Below are 21,758 nucleotides of genomic sequence, written 5' to 3' on the forward strand. Positions count from 1 at the left end.
ATTAGTTCATCGTTTCAAAAAGCTCTGTTATAATTATTATGCTTAAGTTACAAGTCGATAGCAAATAAGACCTGTGAAGGAGATTTCAGTACGTGAACATACATATCATCACCGTCGGAAAAGTAAGAGAAAAGTATATAAAATTAGGAATTCAAGAATTTGAAAAACGACTTTCTTCCTATTGTAAATTAACATTCAGCGAATTAATGGATGAACAAGCACCAGAGCAATTAAATGAAAAAGAACTCCTCTCTGTAAAGAAAAAAGAAGGAGAACGGATTTTAAATAAAATAAAGCAAGACCATTACGTGATTGCATTGGATATAAAAGGAGTCAGCTGGTCGTCTGAACAGTTTTCTAAAGAACTAGAGAATTTGAGCTTCCAAGGAAAAAATCAAGTGACGTTTATAATTGGAGGTTCGAATGGGTTAAGTGAAGAAGTGCTAAGAAGAGCAAATCTAAAGCTCTCTTTTTCTAAAATGACATTCCCTCATCAGTTAATGAAGTTGATTTTATTGGAGCAAGTGTATCGGGCGTTTAAGATACAGCGGGGGGAACCGTATCATAAATAGCGGTTTTCTTTAAAATATAAGCCCCGAAGTAAGATTGGGGAGTTGTTAGTTATCGTATTATGTAAGGGGGGATCATTAGGGCTACCACCCTTTGTATACGCAAAACAATAAAAGAAATGTACTAGTTGATGGTCGCTTTAATTATGACGTGTTGAATCATACTGACCTAAACCGTGATGGTGGATAGTCTGGTGAAATCAATTTGAATGCGGTCAACTGGTCTAATTATGACCTTGTTGTAATTGACGAATCTCATAATTACCGTAACAACAATCCACGAAAAGATCGGTTGACGAGATACCAAAAACTGATGCAAGAGATTATTAAAAAGGGAGTAAAGACAAAGGTACTTCTTCTCTTTACTACTCCAGTTAATAATAAAATGAGTGATATTAAAATATCAAATCGCTTTTATTACTGAAGATCAAGATAGTGCATTAGCAGATGATGGCATTGAATCTATTGAAAATATTCGTTAAGAATGGCACAGATTGTTTTTGATCTTTGGTCAGAATTACCTAATGAAAAACGAACAACAGAGAACTTCCCCATATGGTTGATCCTGATTACTTTCAATTACTTGACCTACTCACTATCGCTAGAAGTAGGAGCATATTGAGAAATATTGTTGTATTCTTTATGACGTTTGACAATCGTTGCAAGGAATTTTCCATGAAGTAATTTCTATGTCTTAACTTAATATACATAAACTATAACTACAGCAACTCAGATAGGATTAGTACTAAGATACCTATTATGATGTGTAGAAATTCTTAATCTGACAAAAGAGGATATTCCTATCTAGCGAGAATAGCCTCTTTTCTTTAGAATATGTAATTGCCATGTTAAACTTATATAATTTTTCCGTTATTGCTTTAAATTGGTGATTATTCTTTTCATATATGTAACAAGGATTTAGAACAATAAATATCTTAAAAATACCGATGTTTTATTTGGTATATATAAACCATTGACTAAAACAAACATTGATGGTATACTTAAACCAGAATAAATTTTGGTATATAAAAACCATGAGGGGTGTTTTTGTTGGAGAATAAAATTAATGATTTAATCAGAGTAGTTGGTGAAGCAAGAGGAGATGTCAAACAGGAATCTTATTTACAGTTTATTGCTTTATATATAAGTCAAAAGTTGCAAAAAATGGGATTCGAGGAGATACTCACGAATATTGGAGATGAAAAAGTAAAAAGGGCTTTAAAAGACGTTTATGAGGAGAATTTTAATTTAATAGAAGAATTTAAACAGATATCGAAATTATCAGATAAGGAATGGCTAGAGATTATAGAACAAATATCAATATTTGATAATAGAGAGAACACTATACAAAAAACGCCTATCAGTATTATAAAATTAGCAGAATCACTACTTGATATTCGTAATAAAGATTCAATACTTGATATTTGCTCAGGATTAGGTATTACATTGGCACAATTGTCGATGGATAAAGATATAGCGCTAATGGGCGTAGAAATTAATCCTCAGGCATATATTCAATCTAAACTATTACTAAACATTATGAATAAAGATACATCAAATATTATTTTAGGTAATGCTCTTAAAACCGATATCAGTGTATTTGGAGCAAACAAAGTATTTATAAATGGACCACTGGGACTTAGGGTGTCAAAATATATATACGATGAGGTACTTAATAAAAAGTTTAATGGGACAGCATACGAAGAATTAATTCCTAATTATGATAGTACTTGGTTATTCGTATTAGATGCGGTTTTACATTTAAACTTTGAAAAAGTAGTAGTTGTCATGAATGAAGCTCCGTTGGTTAATAATCGCGATGCGCTTATTCGAAAACAATTAATGAAAGATGGTTTAATTGAAGCAATCATAGATCTGCCAGAGGGGTTATTGGATTATTCAGGCATACCAGTAAGTTTGCTTGTTTTAAGTAAAAATAATTCGAATGTTTCATTTGTTGATGCGACAAAACTGGGCACTAAAAAAAGACATAAAACTGTTTTAAGAGATGACGATATTGAAAAAATCATTAAAGCAATAGGGGTTGATGGACAATTAAGTAAAACTTGTAAATTTGAAGTTATAGAAAATGAAGATTTCATATTATCTTCAAAACGCTATTTAATTGCAGATTTACCATATGAAAATACAGTACAATTAAAAGATGTTGTCAAAACAATTAATCGTGGTGCAATGATTTCTAATAAAAATTTAAAGGAAATAGAGTCGGAAACACCTACACCATACCAATATTTGGCTTTGAATAATTTTACAAATGGTATAGTGGATAAGAAGTTGCCATTTATAAAGAAAGTTGATCCATCATTAGAAAAACATGTAATAAAAAATGATTCATTAATTATATCTAAAATGTCTCCATTTAAAGTGACATCTATTGAACAAAAAGAAAAACAAATATTAGTTAACGGTAACTTATACTTTTTGGAGATTGATAAAAATAAAATCAATCCAAAGTACCTTGAAGCTTATTTGCAAAGTGAATTAGGTATGAGAGAACTACAGAAATACGAAAAAGGAACCGTGATGAAAACTATAAGTATTCGAGATTTAGAAAAAATTATAATTCCAGTTCTAACAGAAGAGGAACAAAACAAAATTGAAAAAGTATATGATTTATTGAAGAGAGAACAAGAAGTTACTTTAGAGAGAATTAAGCGAATTGAAGAAGAAAAGAATAATATTATGGAGGTGAGGTAGGATGCAAGTAGATCAAGAGTTGCTATTTGACATCGCTACTGAGGCCTCGTCTATTTTAACTCGAAAAATTTTACAAGCTACTGACGAAAGAACGTTAAGAATAACGTTAAATGATTATAGTTTCATTGATTTGCTACCAGAACAAGAAAACAGCTTTACTTATCCAAACGGAAATATACTTATTTTTGGAGAGAGTAATGTTAAGGAACGTGTTATCTATCAGATATTTAAAAAACAAGGAATTGACAAAGATAGAGTGAAATTACATTTAGGATTTAATGAATATAAAAAATTTGATTTTAAACGTTTAAGTTATAGACCAGAAAATAGACTGATTCTATTTGGTCCAATTCCACACTCAACTCGTGATAAAGGAAATTACTCGAGTGTTATTAATATGATGGAAAATGAAGACGGCTTTCCTAAAGTAGTTAGGTTAACAGCGAATCAAAGCTTGAAAATAACACGAAATAGTTTAACAGAAGTGATAGAGGAAGAAGTGAAAACAGGATTTTTAAAAATTAATTAAACTACTATTATATAGGGACGCAGGGACGAATAATGGGGCGGCAATATGTATTTAACTGAGGGAGACAAGATTCCAGCGCCTAAGTCTTTCAAAAGTCAAAGAATCTAGTCAATCCTCTGATTTTGAACTGCTAACAGTAATATCGCAGCCTAGATTATAAAAGAAATGATTGTTACAAACGAACAAAGCTATTTCAATAAATGAACTCATCACATTAACATGATATCCTAAGATATAATGGTCAATTATAAATCGGGTTAAAAGTCTTAGTTTATATATCTGGAAAAATTATAACCATCGATTAATTATAAAAGCGAGTAACTATTTTGGAAGCATGACGATACGGATGCGCTGAGATGGTATATCAGTTTAAAAGGCATTGGAAAAAATTGTTGAAGCCTTCATTATCAAGTTGAAATATTTTATATATTGATTGAAAAGTAAATATAATTAAGGGAGAAAGAACATGATTACATCAGATGATATTAAAAGCAGATTATGGGATGGTGCTAATGATCTTAGGGGATCAATGGATGCCAGCCGTTATAAAGATTATATGTTAGGTTTAATGTTCTATAAATTCCTTAGTGATAAAACACTTGAAACATTTGTCAAAACGAGTGGTGTTAAAGGGAATGAGGCAGAAATTGTCCAAGCTTATGAAGAGGCTTACGAAAGTTATGGGGATAATCTCATCAATATGATTCAAAATGTCCTTGGATATTATGTTTTACCGAAACACTTATACCAGACGTGGTTAAAGGATATTCGTGAAGGTACATTTGAATTAGAGAAGGTAACAGAGAGCTTACAAAGCTTTGAACGTACGGTAGCTACAACTGGAGGTATTGATGACTTTAAAGGTCTTTTTTCTAGTTCTACGATTGATTTAACAGACACTGCGTTAGGAAGTAACTTAAACGCTCGAAGTAAAAATATCCGTAAATTAATAGAACTATTTGCCGATTTAAATATGGTTGCACTTCAAAAAGGTGATGTGTTAGGAGATGCTTACGAGTATTTAATCGGTCAGTTTGCGATGGAATCGGGTAAAAAGGCAGGAGAGTTCTATACACCACGTCAAGTAAGTGAAGTCATGGCACAAATTGTTGCTAAAACTACGGAGGTAAAATCAATTTATGACCCTACTGCTGGATCGGGTTCATTACTTTTAACGGTTAGTCGATATTTAACAGAAGATAACCGAAAGGATCTCCATTATTATGGACAAGAAAAAAATACGGCTACATATAACTTAACACGAATGAATTTATTACTACACGGTGTTCGACCGGAAAAAATGACTGTGAATAATGGCGATACACTAGGGCAAGATTGGCCTGAAGATCCGGAACGTCCCAATGAGGGTGTTCAGTTTGATGCGGTCGTGATGAATCCACCTTACTCAGTTAAAAATTGGAATCAAGAAGAGATAAAAGTAATAGATCCACGATTTGAAGTTGCAGGAGTTTTACCACCAGATTCTAAAGGTGATTATGCATTTTTATTACACGGTTTATTCCATTTGGGTCAAGGAGGTACGATGGCAATTGTACTTCCACATGGTGTGTTATTCCGTGGAGGGGCAGAAGGGGAAATTCGCAAACGACTTTTAGAGAAAAACTATATTGATACAGTTATTGGCTTGCCAAATAAACTGTTTATTAATACAGGCATTCCTGTAACTGTAATGATTTTGAAAAAGAACCGAAAGCTAGATGATCCTGTTCTTATGATTGATGCTTCTAAATCGTTTGTAAAAGAAGGAAAGCAGAACGTCTTACAAGAGAAGGATATTGCTAAAATTGTTGATACTTATATCGAACGCACGAGTGAACCGGGGTATAGTTATCTAGCAACAAAAAAAGACATCATAGAAAATGAATATAATTTAAATATTCCACGATATATTGAAGCAGTAGACGATGAAATTGCCCATAATGTGGATGCACATTTATATGGTGGCATACCATTGAACCAAATTAAAGAACTAACTGTGCTTCACGAGATGACAAAAGATGTTTTATATAATACGCTTATTGAATTACGTCCAGGTTATATGGAATTAACAGAATCAGTTAAAGACTTAACAGAAGAAGTGTTAACACATGAAAACGTACAAAGTCAAATCAAAGCATTAACAGAAGTAACTAAAGTCTATATGGATACATATTGGGAAAAGTTAAAAACAGTTGCTGATGTGAATGATATTGAACCATTAAAAGGAGAAATGTTATCGGAAATTAAAAAGCTATTAACACAATTTAATCACGTTAATACGTATGATGGTTATCAAATTATTGCGGAGTTATGGGAAAACATTCTTTCCGAAGATACGGAGAAAATTGCGATTAGCGACTTTTACACAGTTGGAAAAACACGCGAAGCGAATATGGTTACAAAAGGATCTGGTAAAACGAAGCGAACAGAACAAGATGGTTGGGTTGGAGCAATTGTACCGAATGAACTTATATTAAAGGAGCTCTATACAGAACAACTACGAGAAGTGGAAACACAAAAAGATGCTTTAGTGGCTATTAATGATGACATAAATGAACTCGTTGAAGCAGCAAAGGTAGAAGAAAGTGAAGAAGAAGCGGCATTAAGTGAAGCGTTAAATGCGAGAGAAGATGACTTTACTATATCAGCAGTTAGAGCAGAAATAAAGAAAGTTGCAAAAGATACGGATGAATATGTTTTATTAGATAAGGTTAGAAAACTATTAGATGAAAAATCATCTTTAAACAAATCAATTAAGGAAAAAGAAAATGCATTAAATGAACAAGTTGAAGAAAGAATTGAAAACTTAACGAATGAAGAGATCGATCAACTCATGTATAAAAAATGGTTTGGTCATTTGATAGAAGACATTACAAAACTTGTAGAAGTACCGCTTAAAAATGAATTGGATATTCTGAAAGGGTTAAAAGAAAGATATGCTGATACGCTAGAAATAATTGAAGAAGAAAGTAAATCATTAGAAGCACAATTTGAAGCAATGCTGCAAGAATTGGTGGTGACGCAATGAAGGAAGAGAAAAAGCTAGTGCCGAAGAGAAGGTTTAAAGAATTTGTGTGGGAATGGAAAAAGATTGATTTGGGAAGTATTGGATCAACATTTTCGGGATTGTCTGGAAAAACTAAAAATGACTTTGGACATGGGACGGCGGAATTTGTTACTTACATGAATATTTTTAATAATACTATTTCAGATATTAATGTAACGGAAAAAGTGGTCCGTGATGATAAACAAACACAGTTGGAATATGGAGATATATTATTTACTACATCTTCTGAAACGCCTAATGAGGTGGGTATGTCCTCAGTATGGCTAGATAAGAGACCTAACGTATATCTAAATAGTTTTTGTTTTGGTTTTCGACCAACTATTAAATTTGATTATTACTATATAGGATATATGCTTAGAGCAAATTCGTTTAGAAAGCAAATGGAGATATTAGCTCAAGGTATTTCAAGATATAATATATCGAAGGCTAAAGTATTAGAAACAGTAGTTTTACTACCGTCAGTCCAAGAACAACAAAAAATCGGCGAGTTTTTTAAGGTTTTAGATGAAAGAATTGCAAATCAAGAACGGAAAATTGCTAAAGTAAAAGCATTAAAGTCTGCTTATTTAACTGAAATGTTCCCGCAAGATGGTGAACTTGTACCGAAAAGAAGATTTAAAGGATTTGAAGGAGAATGGAAAAATGGAATGTTGGGAGACTTTGGTACAGTTGAAATGAATAAACGAATCTTTAAATGGCAAACATCTAGTGCAGGAGATGTGCCATTCTATAAGATAGGAACCTTCGGACAAAAAGCTGATGCATTTATCTCATATGATATTTTTAATGAATATAAATTAAAGTACCCGTATCCTAACATAGGAGATATATTGATTTCAGCTTCAGGAAGCATTGGTAGGACTGTAGTATACAATGGTGAAGATGCTTATTTTCAAGATTCAAATATTGTATGGTTAAAACATGATGGTAAGTTAAATAATCTTTTTCTAAAACAATTTTATAAAATCGTAAAATGGAATGGCTTGGAAGGGAGTACTATTCAAAGACTATATAATAAAGATATTTTAGAAACACAAATTAATATTCCACCTACGTATGAGGAGCAACAAAAAATCGGTGAGTTTTTCAAAAACTTAGATGATCAAATTATAACCGAAGATAAAAAGTTAGAAAAACTAAAGAAAATGAAAGAAGCATATTTAGAAGAGATGTTTGTGTAGGGAAGGAGGTACATAGATGAGTAATGGGCGAAAGAATGCGGCGGAGAAAGCTTTTCAAGATAAGTTCGTTGCTAAATTACAACAATACAAATGGAAAGCACCAGATTTTCTCAATGGAAATAAACAAAAAGTAACTGTACAAGATTTAGTCATTCATTGGCGCAAGGAACTGAATCGAATGAATGCGGATGTTTTAGAAAGTGTTCCTTTAACAGATAATGAATTTGCACAAGTGATGGCAAAGGTATTGCAAATTGATAACAGTTATGAAGCGGCAAAGATATTAGCAATGGAACAATCGACTGGGAAAATTGATGGCATTTATCGAGATTCTCAGCCAGACGTAACACGCGAACAAATTACATTGACAATCTTTAAAAAAGCACAAGTACGTGGCGGAGATTCGAGCTATAATATCGCCAGAGAAGTAGAAACACCGAACGGAAATCGATTTGATATTGTTTTACTCATTAATGGTCTACCACTCATTAATATTGAACAAAAGCGTACAGATAAGACGCTCGAAGAAGCATTTAATCAGTTTAAACGTTATTATGCAGATGGTGAGTATGTAAATAATTTTATGGCATTTTCACAAATGATGGTGATGACGTCAGAAGTAGCTACTCGTTACTTTGCAACACCAAAGTCCATTCAGGCATTTAATCCAAGTTTTTTATTTCATTGGGCAAACAAATATAATCAACCCATCAATCATTGGGAAGATGTGATTGGACACTTCTTAATGATTCCGATGGCACACCAAATGGTTGGCGATTATTTAGTCATTGATGAAGCAAAAGAAGAGGAAAATCGTAAACATATGTTATTACGCTCTTATCAAGTACATGCCCTGCAAGCGGTCGAAGGTGCTGCACTTGGATGGGACAATGATGATAAAATTCCTCACGGTGGATTTGTTTGGCACACAACAGGTTCTGGTAAAACGATTACGAGTTTTAAAACGGCTTTATTTTTATCGACGCGAGCCGGATTTGATAATGTTGTTTTCTTAGTAGACCGGAAAGAGCTTGATAGTCGGACGAATGATAATTTCAAAGCATACGCACAATATGAATCCGTAACCGTTGATGATACAGCACATACCTATCAATTACGTAAACTTTTATCATCCGCTCGTACAGGTATTGTTGTAACGACAACTTTTAAATTAAATAATCTGGTGAAAGATTTAGTGGAAGCGAAGGATGAAAGTTTAGCTAATAAAAAATTAGTCTTTATTATTGATGAAGCCCACCGAACGACAATGGGTGACATGATGGTAACCATTAAAGATTACTTCCGAAGAAATGGTCTGTTTTATGGATTCACTGGAACACCTTTATTTGACGAGAATAATATTACGGGAATGATCAATGAAAAGAGTGAACTCATCGATACGACGGAAAAGCTTTTCGGACCATTATTACATCAATATACGATAGATGAAGCAATTGCAGATAAAAACGTTTTAGGCTTCCATGTTGATTATATAAATACCGGAGAATTTGAAAGTTATGATACATTACGCGAGCAAATTGTTGAATATAAATTAGCGGAACAACCAGATACACCAAAAAGAAAAATTGAACGAGAAGTATATGAACTGTCTGAATTAGAAGTGGAAAAGGAAGCAAGAAAACGTAAGATGTTGTTTTATCATGATGAGACGCATATTCCGAGAGTAGTAGAGGAAATATTAAACAACTGGGAAGACCAATCGCAACATAAATTTTTCAATGCTATTTTAACGGTCGCATTTAAACATCGAGTAATAGCATACTATGAAGAGTTTAAAAGGCAATTAGCTGAACGAGATGATATTGCCATTAACGTAGCAATGACATTTAGTTTTGGAACAGATGCAGATAAAGAACCTACCGACCCAGAATTAATTAAAATGATGTTCAAAGATTATGCAGCTTTCACTGGAATTAAATATGCTTACGGTGATAAACGACGAGGAGAAGATATATATTATGAAGATGTCGTTGAACGAGCAACACGCGGTGGAAGTGGTCGGAATCCGAAAAACATTGACCTTGTTATTGTTGCGGATCAGTTACTAACAGGTTATGATTCTAAATTTATTAACACGTTATATGTGGATCGTTCGCTTGCACTACAAGGATTAATTCAAGCCTATTCACGCACAAACCGAATTTATGGGAAAGAAAAGGAATTTGGTACGATTGTTAACTTCCAGTACCCAAGAATTACGGAAGAAACAGTAAATGAGGCGTTAATTTTATATGGAAGTGGTGGAAAGAGTAGTAAAGCAATTGTAGAACCCTATCCTGTAGCAGTAAATGAATTTGTAAAATACTCACAAGAATTGATGCAGATATTACAAGATCCAACGGTATGGCAAGCCTTAGAAAAGGATGAGGAGGCAAAGGAAACCTTTGTAAAAGCTTTCAAAAAGGCAAACGGTCAATTAAATACGATTCAGCAATATTATGAATTTGCTTGGGTAGACGAGGCATTCGGTATAACAGAACATGAATGGATGCGTTATGTTGGTGCCTATCGAAACGTAACAAGAGATGATAATCAGGACGATGATCCAGAAGAGTTACCAGTATTACCATTAGGTGAAGCAAAACTAGCTGGTACACAAACAATTGATGCGTATTATATTATTCAATTAATCGGCGATAAAGCCACTTCGACAAATGGAAAGCAAACAGTGGATGCGGAAACATTACGGATTGTTTACCAACATATTGAAGAATTAAGTAATATGGGTGATTTTGAACAAGCGGAGCTACTGAAGCAATTTGTTGAAGATGAATTAGAACCTGGCAATATATCAAGTAATGTGAACTTTGATGAAGCATATGAAGAATGGAAGCGAAGCAAATTAAAAGACGAAATTTATAAAGTATCTCGAGAATGGGGACTTAATGAAATAATCTTTGAGAAATCGGTAGAAATCTATTCAACAGCGAATCCAAAGGAAATTCCTTATATCGATGAATTAACAAGTAATGTTGATTATGATTCGATTGATAACCCAAAAACTAGTAACTTATTGGAACATAATATGGAACTCATGAAAATACTACCAGAGATTGTACCGAAAATTAAAAGGAAGTATAAATAGAAATTAGCAATTCTTGCTTACAATCATAGAGGGGTTGCAAGGACGGGTAAATATTCCGATAAGTTTATATTTAACAATGTGGGACAAGTTTCTTGTCTCTATCCCTATCGATGGCTTCAGCCCTTTTACGAAACAATAACGTTAAAATAAGAAATAAATTTGAAATTAATCTACGATACGCAAAGTAAATTATGTAAATTTACTTTGTATAATGATGATGATATTGCTCAAGTGATGAAACTTGTGAAACAAGCACAAAGAAGCAAGATGAGCGTTTATTAGGTCGTATATCTAGTTTATTTAAGCCTGTTATTTAACGTTATGAGGACTTACCAGAAGATACACAATATGAATTCAGAGTTACATTACGTAACTTCGGTAAATGGTATAATTATGTTGCACAGTTAGATTGCATATTTGAGAAGAAAACATTTACACAAGTTATTTATTAAAGTTTATCCCTAAAGAAAAGCGTGAAAAGGTGGATATTGCAGATAAAGTAAAACTTGAATATTACAAGCTGCAAAAGGATTTTCAAGGCGAAATCATACTTGTTGCTGAAAATGAAGAGGGTGGGGAATTAAAGCACCCTGAAGAATTTAATACAAACGTAAAACCAGTTGAAGAGCGTAATTCGTTAGAAGAGATTATTCATTTACAGCAAGCAGCGGAATCAAAGTTGAGTATTAATCATAACAGCAAATGTCAGTCATTATAGAAGAAGTTTAGTGGAGGAACTTTTTTGGATGACTGGCATTTCTTATTTTAAAAGAGGTGGTTATATATTAAAGTATGTATTTTTCAGGAAAACAAGTTTTTAAATGATGAGAGAGTCTATTTTACTAGTAAATATACCTGTAATTCGTAATTTGACCCTTATATTTTAATTTATATCTAGATTGAAAATTCTAAGGAGGATTTAATAAATGATAATATCAGAACTACATATAAATAATTTTAGATCATTTGGTGCAGATACCCAGTCGATTAAAATTGATAATTTAACAGCTTTAATAGGCTCAAATAGCTCAGGTAAAACTAGTATGATTATCGCTTTGTTAAGATTATTTGGCCAGAAAAATAATGAAAGAACTTTGATTAAAACGGATTTTCACGTTTCCGAAGACGAAGATATATCTAGTATCGAGGAAATGAACCTCTTCATAGAAGCTAAAATTTCATTTCCGGAATTAAAATCTCAAAATCCAGAGGAGATTAAGACTATACCTGAATTTATAAAACAGTTGATTGTTGATGAGGCTGGAAAAGAGCCGTATCTAAGAATGCGCTTAGTGGGTAAATGGGTGAAGGGTACTACACCTGAAGGTGATATTGAACAAGAATTATCTTATGTAAAAGTACCATATGGACATGAGGAGCAAGATGCCTTAATTAAGGTGCCAATTCACCATAGAAGGTTAATTCAAATGATTTATGTACCTGCAATGAGGGATCCGGCTAGTCAGTTGAAAAATGCTTCTGGTACTTTACTCTGGCGTATTTTTGGAGGAATTGATTGGCCTGAAAATATTAACCAAGATATAGAGGCATTAACTAATCCAATTGAAGAGTTATTTAACGGTGTTGACGGAATTAAAAATGTACAACAAATCTTAAACACTCAATGGAATAAGTACTATAAAGATAGAAGGTATTCAAAGAATCAATTGAAATTCAATAGTAGTAATCTGCACGATTTTTTGAAGAACGTTGAGATTTTATTTAGTCCAGCTGTTGATGGTAATTCTATTAGGGTTGACGGGTTGGGAGATGGTTTGAAGTCATTATTTTATATAACGCTAGTTTCTTCTCTGCTTGAATTTGAAAATAAACAAGAAAAAGAAGATAAGCCATTGTTGAATATATTAGCCATAGAAGAGCCGGAGAATCATATATCCCAGCATATTCTAGGAAGAGTAGTAAGAAATTTAAAGGAAATAGCTGATAGAGAAAATGCACAAGTAATATTATCTTCCCATAATTCATCTATCATTGGAAAAATGGATCCTGAATATATTAGACATTTGCAGATAAGGAATTCAAAGTCTCTAGTTCATAATATTACACTTCCAGAGAAACATGATGAAGCATTTACTTATATTAAAGAAGCAGTAAAATCTTATCCTGATTTATACTTTTCAAAACTGGTAGTCTTAGGAGAAGGAGATAGTGAGGAAATAGTATTGCCTAAATTATTGAGTGCTTCTAATGTTTACCTTGATGATTTCAACATTTCAATAGTACCACTAGGCGATCGACATGTTAATCATATGTGGAAGCTCCTAAACGATTTATCGATTCCCCATGTTACATTGTTAGATTTAGACAGAGAGCGAAATGGTGGCGGCTGGGGAAGAATCAAATATGTACTAAAGCAGCTTAATGAAAATGGTAGATGTTCCGAAGCACTTAGAACAGTTTATAGAGGTAAAGAAAAAGAAAAGTATATTTATAGCATGGAAGAAATAGAAGAATTTCATAAAAGAGATGTAAATGATTTAAAATCAATGGCAACTTGGATAAATATATTAGAAAGAGCAGATGTTTACTTCTCATTTCCATTAGATATTGATTTCTCTATGTTGAAAAGCTTCCAAGAGGAATACCAAAGTACTATGATTAAAGGTCCAAGAATTCCAGAAGATGAACAATCCCCAGAGTATGATGATAAATTACAAGGCTCAATACAAGCTACTCTTAAAAATAAAGACGCTGTTGCAAATACATATTCAGACGACGATAAAAAGTTAATGATATGGTACAATTCCTTGTTTTTAGGTAGAGGAAAACCAAGCACGCATATTGCCGCCTTGAAGGATGTAGAGGATACTACACTTTTGACCAATGCCCCGAAAGAACTGTTAAGACTTCTAGAAAAAATAAAAGAAAAAGTAGATTTAACAGGAGGGGTCGACCTTGAAGAGTAAAGTACATGAGCAAGATTGGAAACCATCAGATGGCATCGAATTAGAGGATGCTGCTTTAGCTTCAATAAAAGAATCTGATAATGTTTCAATAGTTGCTGGACCGGGAGCTGGAAAGACTGAGTTATTAGCTCATAAGGCTGGGTACCTAATTGAAACAGGAGCATGTACATATCCCAAGAAAATATTAGCTATAAGCTTTAAGGTGGATGCTGCTAGTAACCTTCAAGAGCGAGTTGAAAAGAGGTACGGTAAAGAAGTTTCCAGCAGATTTGAGTCAAGAACATTCGACTCTTTTGCAAAAGGGTTATTGGATCAATTTCTAAATGCCTTACCGGAAGAGTATAGGCCAGCGAAGCAATATGAGATTATTTATAATGAAAGACTAATAGATGACATTATTAAAGGATATATTACTGATACAAATGTTTATTATCCAAATTGGCAGCACGAGTATAACCTTATAAGAGTTAATAAACTACTAAAAGAAACAAGACTTCCTTTCTCAACTTTTGATAATGATTTATACTATTGGATCAATGAGATACTATGGAATGTATTATTAAAAGGAAAAAATGATTTAAATAGCTCATTAACCTTTCCTATGATATCTATTTTAGTGGAATATTTATTAAGGGAAAATCCATTAATTGTTAGGTCATTACATGCTACATATAGTCATGTCTTTTTAGATGAATTTCAGGATACCACATATATTCAATATGACCTTTTAAAAACAGCATTTTTAGATTCAAAAAGTATTATTACAACTGTTGGTGATAATAAACAACGAATAATGGGCTGGGCTGGGGCATTGAAGAATGCTTTTGAAATTTTTAATAAAGATTTCACGGCAACTCAGCTTTCTTTGTTAAATAACTATAGATCCGCTCCTAGATTAATCTACATTCAAAATTTATTTTCTAAAACACTTAATAAGGCCTCGGTAGATGCAATTCCAGCTGGAGAGTGGAGCGCAGAAGATGGAATTTGCGAAATATGGACATTTAAAAATCATAGGAATGAAGCTAACATTTTAGCAAGAAAAGTAAAGGAATGGATGGATTCTGAAGGTTTAAAGCCAAGGGATTTTTGTATTATTGTTAAGCAGCAGGAACATGTCTATGCAGCTGAAATTATACAAGCTCTTTCAAAGTTAGATATCGATAGCAGAATCGAGAAAGAATTTCAGGATTTATTATCGGATGAATTAATTTTACTATCTTTAAATTTTTTGAAATTATGTGGAGAGGAAAAACTACCAGACTTATGGTTGGAATTTATGGATACAATTATTGAAATAAAATATACAAGCTCCGATTTAGAAGATGTAAATATATTGAACGTAGAAAAGGAAATATCAAAAGCATTAAAAACAATCAAAGACATTTTTTCCAATGTCAACGAAGCAAATTTTGAGACTGAATTTCAAAAAATCATGAATACGATAGTAGAATTTTTAGGTGAAAGGAATATTAAATCAGTCTATCCTAAGTATAACCAGAAGAATTATATTGAAGATAGAATTCAAAGAATGATAAAGAATATAAACTATTATGAAGGTGCTACTTTAAGGGATCTAATTCAAGAGTTTTTGGGAGAATATAGTATCCCTATAATGACAATTCATAAAAGTAAAGGCTTGGAATATAAAACAGTAATATTTGTTGGTTTAGAAGATGCAGCATTTTGGAGTTTTAAAACTCAAAAGGAAGCAGATAAGAACGCATTTTTTGTAGCTTTATCCCGTGCAAAGCAAAGAGTTATTTTTACAATTAGTAGAGAAAGAGAAATTCTGAAATATGGAAACCCTATCAATACAATACAAGATATTAAGGGAATTTCGGAGTTACTAAAAACACTTGTTGATGCAAATGTTCCGGTAGTCAAAGAGAATGAACATAAACTTAATGTGTAACTATCTATAAACAGTATGATATATTAATATTCTCAAATCATAATATAAAAAAGACGAGAGTTGTAAGTAACTCTCGTCAATTTTTTACCTCTTAAATCACCACGGTGAATCGTATCACAAATAACGATAAAATAGAGAGTGTAATTTAAATTAAGTAAAAAAACGTATTAGAACAAATTTAATAATAAATTGGGTAGCGCCTTTAAAAAGTTTGGGGTTACTTTTTCATACAAAGATAAAAATCGTCATTAATAGGAATAAATGTTCCCTTTTCATTTAGTATCTAGTCTTAAAATGTTATAATAATACATGGATGAAGTAGATAAGGGAGTGAAGGGGATGCAAAATGAAACCGATATCCTAATCTATCAAACGGAGGATGGCAACACGAAAATAGATGTTAGATTGGAAAATGATACAGTTTGGATGACACAAAAGGCAATTACTGAATTATACCAAAAGGGTGTAAATACCATTAATGAGCATATAAAGAATATATATGCAGAGGGTGAACTTCAGGAAGCGGCAACCATTCGGAAAAACCGAATAGTTCAAACTGAAGGGAAGAGGAAGGTTGAACGCGAAGTATCATTTTACAATCTTGAAATGATTATCGCAATCGGTTATCGAGTTCGCTCCCATCGTGGCACTCAATTCCGCCAGTGGGCAACAGAACGCTTAAATGAATATCTTGTCAAAGGTTTTACAATGGATGATGATCGTTTGAAAGAAATGCGTAATTTCGGGCAGGATTATTTCGATGAGTTACTAGAACGAATCCGTGACATTCGTGCTTCAGAGAAAAGATTCTATCAAAAGATTACAGACATTTATGCTACCTCTGTAGATTATGACCCTAAAGCTGAGATTACACAAGAATTCTTTGCAACGGTACAAAATAATTTGCACTTTGCCATTCATGGTCAAACGGCAGCCGAACTCATAGCAGAAAGAGCAAATGCAGAGAAAGAAAACATGGGACTTACTTCTTGGAAAGGCGATAAAGTACGTAAGCAAGATGTGACGGTCACTAAAAATTACTTATCTGAAAAGAGTTAAAGTCACTAAATCGAATTGTTAGAATGTATTTGGATTATGCAATGCTGAGGATCAGGCTGAAAGGCAACGTCCAATGTATATGAAGGATTGGTTTGAATTAAATGCTTTTCTGCAATTCAATGATCGTGATATTCTTGAAAATGCTGGTAAGGTCTCAAAAGCCGTTGCGGATGAGATTGCGATTCAAGAATATGAGAGATTTAATCAACATCGAATTATTCAAAAGACTTCCGATGATTTTGAAAGATTTATTGAGAACAATAATCTGAAAAAGTAATGAAGTAAGAAAGCCGGGGACTATTATGGTCTCCTTAAATCATCAAATTATCTCGCTCTACTAGTCAGTTTTATTATCGATAATTTCCAAAATAGAAATCACGCTATTCTGCTAAAAAGAATCATAGCGTGATTTTTTATTATATTTCAGTTATTAGCGCTCAAATCTTCAATCTTTACAATTTTCCATGTATCATCGATCATTTGATACGTAAATTCATGTTCAATGTCAATATTACCACTTTCTGCATCCGGATGGTTATCGGGGTAATATTGAGCCACTTGGAGTGTAATGATCGTAAATGAGGTTAGATATTGATGGTCAAAATCGGTAGTTATGATTTTACTTTATCTATAAAAGTTGCAACATCTGCTTGCGTTATCGTAAGTAATTCAAGTTCATTCTCCATAAATACACGATCTGATTGAACCCGAATCAATTCCTCTACCATATTACGGATGAAACGACCGTTTCCATCAACATGGACACAGTATTCGAAAATGTAATATTTCAGCGCCTCATTTCCCTTGTCACTCAAATGGAAGCCTCTGTCTTCAATGATGTTTAATGCAATAGAATACAGTTCATCCACAGAATAATCGTCAAAATGTAATGTATTAGTAAAGCGTGAGTTTATCCCTTCATTCATGCTTAAAAATTTTTCCATCGAGTCTTCATAACCTGCTAGAATCACAGAAACACTCCCACGATAATCTTCAATTAATTTTATTAATGTATCAATTGCTTCTTTACCAAAATCATTTTCTACACCTTGTGCTAATGCATATGCCTCATCGATAAATAATACGCCTCCAAGTGCTTTTCTAAAAACCTTCTCTGTTTTAATCGCTGTTTGCCCAATATACCCAGCTACTAAATCGGAACGGGATACTTCTACTAGATGTCCTTTTTTCAAAACTTGGATGTTCTTAAATAAATCTGCAATAACACGGGCAATTGTTGTTTTACCAGTACCGGGATTACCAGTGAAAATAAAATTCAATGATTGCTTATGTTTAAATGCAGGGTTCATTTCTCTTCTTTTCTTATTGATTAGTTCTTGACGATAAAGTGTTCGTACCATATCTTTCACATGATCCAGACCTATGATGGACTGTAACTCACTTTCTAAATCAAATGGTGCTTTTTCTTCTAAACCAAAATCCTCTAATAACAATAGGTTTAATTCTTCATCAGATAAATTAGTTTCTTGCATGGTACGAACAGCTTGTTTCGTAATTGCATCTTCTATCACTCTTCGTGCTAAACGCCCATTTCCACTATCCGTTTTACCTTGTATTTGAAAGCCCTCAAAATGTTCGGGGAGCAATTGTTTTACCCGTTGTTCAATCACATACCCTTGTGATTTAGCTACTAATTCAGATATATTCACCATTTGTGCACTCGTATAATCATTGAAGAAAAAACTATGTGAAATTCGTGATTGCAAGCCTGGATTCATTTCCAATAAACCATCCATTTCTTCAGGATATCCAGCAAAAATGACAACAAATTTCCCTCTATAATCATCCATCGCTTTTACTAATGTATCAATTGCTTCTTTACCAAAATCATTTTCTCCACCACGCGCAAGTGCATATGCTTCGTCAATGAATAATACTCCACCCATTGCAGCCTCAATTTTACCCATTGTTTTTGTCGCCGTTTGTCCGATATATTCAGCAACTAATCCAGAACGATCGACTTCAATTAAATGCCCTTCGGATAAATATCCAACAGCTTTTAAATATTCCGCAAGCAAACGAGCAACCGTTGTTTTTCCTGTACCAGGATTTCCTTTAAACAAAATATGTAATGATATAAGATCAGAGTCTGCTCCTCTTTGGGCTCGACGGGTGCGACTTTCTAAATATATTTTCAATTCTTTTAATGATTGCTTTACTTCTTCTAAGCCGATTAATTCTTCTATTTCCTTCTCAATCTTTTTTAAGCTTTTTCCTTCTTCCTGCATTCTAAATAGTTCTACAAACATATCTTCATTTTTTATACATACCTGTTGCATTTGATATATAATTTCCCACTGCGCGTGAATTTGATCTGCATGTTGTACAAAATAATCATTAATCTTTTGGAATATTTGGTAGACAAACAATTTCAGCCCGACCGCTCCATCTGTCACAAATTTTGCATGAGCCGCTTGTTGAAAGCTATATAATTCAACTATAATATCTACACCTAAGTTATTTTGCAGTAATTTAATATGCTCATCAAAGAAGTTTTTGAATAATTGTAAACTTTCATCTTGGGTTAACGGATCAATTGCTAGTTTAGTTGTTATCTTCGACTGACTTGTGTTTGTAAAAATATGTAATCCATCTTCCAGTTTTCCATACGTGTGGAATAAAATATATTGATCGGTCGCTTCAATTGAATCAAAACTTCCGCTAACAAGCATTCCCTCCACTTTATGTAAGGACCCATTTTGATAATGATAACGCCCATCTAATCTAATACGTCCCTCTGTAACCAGTTGATTCATTTGTAACCTTAAATCTTGGGGACATTGATCTACATTTTTAAATACAGTTACATGGCCACTACTATTAAATGCATGATATATATCTAATAAAAAGGTGCTTAGCATATTTCCGCCATCACTACTATATTGTGCTAAGTCAATAACCGCTACCCCATCTCCTTCAAGTAATTTATATTTATAAACTTGATTAAAAAATTCCGTAATAGTTGTTTTAACACCTTGGCTAGGCTTACTTGATAATAGCATTACTTCCTTATATGGATATAATTGCTGTTCATTCAATAATGATCTCTGTACGATATTAGATAATTGAAGAATAAATCCATTTAATCCAATTATTTTATTGTCTAAGCCTTTTTGTATCCGATCAATAACCCTTCTATTTTTCTCAAATACAGTTATATCTTCCTGATTACTATTTACATTCGCATGACGTATTTTTGTATGTAACGATTGAATTTCCATATCGTTTGGTCTGCGACGAATAAGTCGTTTACATAACTTTTCGGCTTCCTCTATGAGCCCAAGATCAAATAACTCTTCCGCAATATACTTTTGTGCCTCAATATCTTGACGAACTTCCCTACTTTTAGATACTTCTTTTAAATAATCTGCTATTTGACCTACCTCTGTCTGATTATTGCGTTGCAGATTTACTTGTTTTTTAATATCTTGAACATTGTTCTTTCCTTGTTGAAACAATGAAATACCTCCTTTATAAATTTCCTTTGTAAAACGAATCCCCTGTAGAAGATGTTACATTTCTCTACAGAGGACTTTGTTAGTTTTTATTCAAAGTATTTATATATTTCTGGTTTTTCACATAAACAGGTTTTCTAAACTTCTTCCAACTAAAGTAAATAATAGTTCCAGAAATAGCTAGCTGAATAATACTAAAGGGCTCTAATGCTGATAAAAACCAGAGCGCACCAATAATTAGTAAGATTAAAAACTTAAAATTATAGTGAAACTTTAAAGCTTCATCTGCCAACCTGTTCATTTCATTAATCGAATCTCTTACATTAGGCGCTTTGGCAAAACTAAGTGTATATTGCAAGATTTCTTTCGCTTGTTCTATCAATTCTCGGCTTATAAAAAAGTATTGGTGGGATCCGTTCGTATAATTTACACGTGTAGCATGTTCTTTTTGAACCTTTCTAACATAGGATAATGCGAGTAAATCCTTCCCATTCTCAAAATCATCATTTGTTTTGAAACGTTCTAAAATATTAATCGCTTGTTGATAATCATCCACTTCGTAGTACAGTTGTGCTGAAAGATAATTATACAATGTATTATTCGGATCAATGCTCAATGCTTTATCAATGTATGCTCTCGCATGCTTCATTCGATCTATATCATACAAATCTGTTGATTTTTTATAGATCAGATAAGCTGTGTAATAAAAATGTGCTTCATTCTGTTTTAATGAAATAGCTTTGTTAATTTCATAACGAGCTTCCGCAAAATTGTTTAACATTAAATTAGAAAATGCCAACTTTTTCCAAGCCATTGCATCGTTAGGTGTAAGCTTTGTTAATTCTTGACAAACAAGACTTGCTTGGTAATGATTGTCTTCATTAAGGTAAAATTCGTATCGTCCTTCTAACTCGTCTAAATAATTTTGTTCGACCATTCCCGCACCTATCGGCTGTGCATGTTGATTGTTAGGTTGCGTATTTTGCTGTCCCATTAGCTCTTGGTCATAGGCATTTCTTTTTCCCGGATCCAACAAAGTTTTCTCTGCTTCTTGAATCAATTCCTGTTTTTCTTCAGCTTCTCGTCGCTTTTCTGCGTTTGGTGCATTGACTCTTTTTCTCCATTTATTCATCTCAGCTTTGATTTTAGCACGTATTTCTTCTTCTGATGCATTACTGCTTATACCGATAATGTCATAATAATTTTCCACT

General features: G+C 33.1%; 13 protein-coding genes. 11 read left to right on the forward strand and 2 right to left on the reverse strand.

The window, feature by feature from the left end:
* Nucleotides 1-92 precede the first annotated feature (92 nt).
* From rlmH to rhuM (SPD89_RS23125), 11 genes are all read left to right on the forward strand, one after another.
* The gene (rlmH, locus tag SPD89_RS14805) at nt 93-572 is read left to right on the forward strand and encodes a 23S rRNA (pseudouridine(1915)-N(3))-methyltransferase RlmH (RefSeq protein WP_336262725.1); all 480 of its coding nucleotides are present in this window, start codon (nt 93-95) and stop codon (nt 570-572) included.
* A gap of 1,047 nt (nt 573-1,619) precedes the next feature.
* Nucleotides 1,620-3,287: an N-6 DNA methylase gene (locus SPD89_RS14810; protein WP_336262726.1), complete on the forward strand. Its 1,668-nt coding sequence runs from the start codon at nt 1,620-1,622 to the stop codon at nt 3,285-3,287.
* Between the two features lies 1 nt (nt 3,288).
* Nucleotides 3,289-3,816 carry a hypothetical protein gene (locus SPD89_RS14815; protein WP_336262727.1) on the forward strand — a complete coding sequence of 176 codons (528 nt, stop codon included), beginning with the start codon at nt 3,289-3,291 and terminating at the stop codon, nt 3,814-3,816.
* 466 nt (nt 3,817-4,282) lie between these two features.
* Entirely contained in the window at nt 4,283-6,844 is a 2,562-nt protein-coding gene (locus SPD89_RS14820) for a type I restriction-modification system subunit M (protein ID WP_336262728.1), read from the forward strand.
* On the forward strand, nt 6,841-8,064 hold the full coding sequence (locus tag SPD89_RS14825; protein ID WP_336262729.1) for a restriction endonuclease subunit S: 1,224 nt from the start codon (nt 6,841-6,843) through the stop codon (nt 8,062-8,064). Before SPD89_RS14820 ends, SPD89_RS14825 begins: the two co-directional genes overlap by 4 nt.
* Before the next feature lie 16 nt (nt 8,065-8,080).
* Nucleotides 8,081-11,170: a type I restriction endonuclease subunit R gene (locus SPD89_RS14830; RefSeq protein ID WP_336262730.1), complete on the forward strand. Its 3,090-nt coding sequence runs from the start codon at nt 8,081-8,083 to the stop codon at nt 11,168-11,170.
* A gap of 481 nt (nt 11,171-11,651) precedes the next feature.
* A complete protein-coding gene (locus SPD89_RS14835; protein ID WP_336262731.1) occupies nt 11,652-11,888 on the forward strand; it encodes a hypothetical protein in 237 nt (78 codons plus the stop codon).
* 208 nt (nt 11,889-12,096) lie between these two features.
* A complete protein-coding gene (locus SPD89_RS14840; protein ID WP_336262732.1) occupies nt 12,097-14,097 on the forward strand; it encodes an ATP-dependent nuclease in 2,001 nt (666 codons plus the stop codon).
* On the forward strand, nt 14,087-16,012 hold the full coding sequence (locus tag SPD89_RS14845; protein ID WP_336262733.1) for an ATP-dependent helicase: 1,926 nt from the start codon (nt 14,087-14,089) through the stop codon (nt 16,010-16,012). The genes SPD89_RS14840 and SPD89_RS14845 overlap by 11 nt, the downstream gene beginning before the upstream one ends.
* A gap of 339 nt (nt 16,013-16,351) precedes the next feature.
* Complete coding sequence (rhuM, locus tag SPD89_RS14850; RefSeq protein WP_442961173.1) at nt 16,352-17,071, forward strand: RhuM family protein; 720 nt, start codon at nt 16,352-16,354, stop codon at nt 17,069-17,071.
* A gap of 73 nt (nt 17,072-17,144) precedes the next feature.
* Nucleotides 17,145-17,348 carry a RhuM family protein gene (rhuM, locus tag SPD89_RS23125; RefSeq protein WP_442961174.1) on the forward strand — a complete coding sequence of 68 codons (204 nt, stop codon included), beginning with the start codon at nt 17,145-17,147 and terminating at the stop codon, nt 17,346-17,348.
* 334 nt (nt 17,349-17,682) lie between these two features.
* Here the strand turns inward: rhuM (SPD89_RS23125) and SPD89_RS14855 are convergent, their stop codons facing one another.
* Together SPD89_RS14855 and SPD89_RS14860 are read right to left on the reverse strand one after the other, a co-directional pair.
* Nucleotides 17,683-20,550: an AAA family ATPase gene (locus tag SPD89_RS14855; RefSeq protein ID WP_336262734.1), complete on the reverse strand. Its 2,868-nt coding sequence runs from the start codon at nt 20,548-20,550 to the stop codon at nt 17,683-17,685.
* 79 nt (nt 20,551-20,629) lie between these two features.
* Entirely contained in the window at nt 20,630-21,757 is a 1,128-nt protein-coding gene (locus tag SPD89_RS14860; protein ID WP_336262735.1) for a DnaJ domain-containing protein, read from the reverse strand.
* Between the last annotated feature and the right edge of the window lies 1 nt (nt 21,758).

It is taken from the genome of Pseudogracilibacillus sp. SO30301A (genome assembly GCF_037072025.1).
Classification (GTDB): Bacteria; Bacillota; Bacilli; order Bacillales; family Amphibacillaceae; genus Pseudogracilibacillus.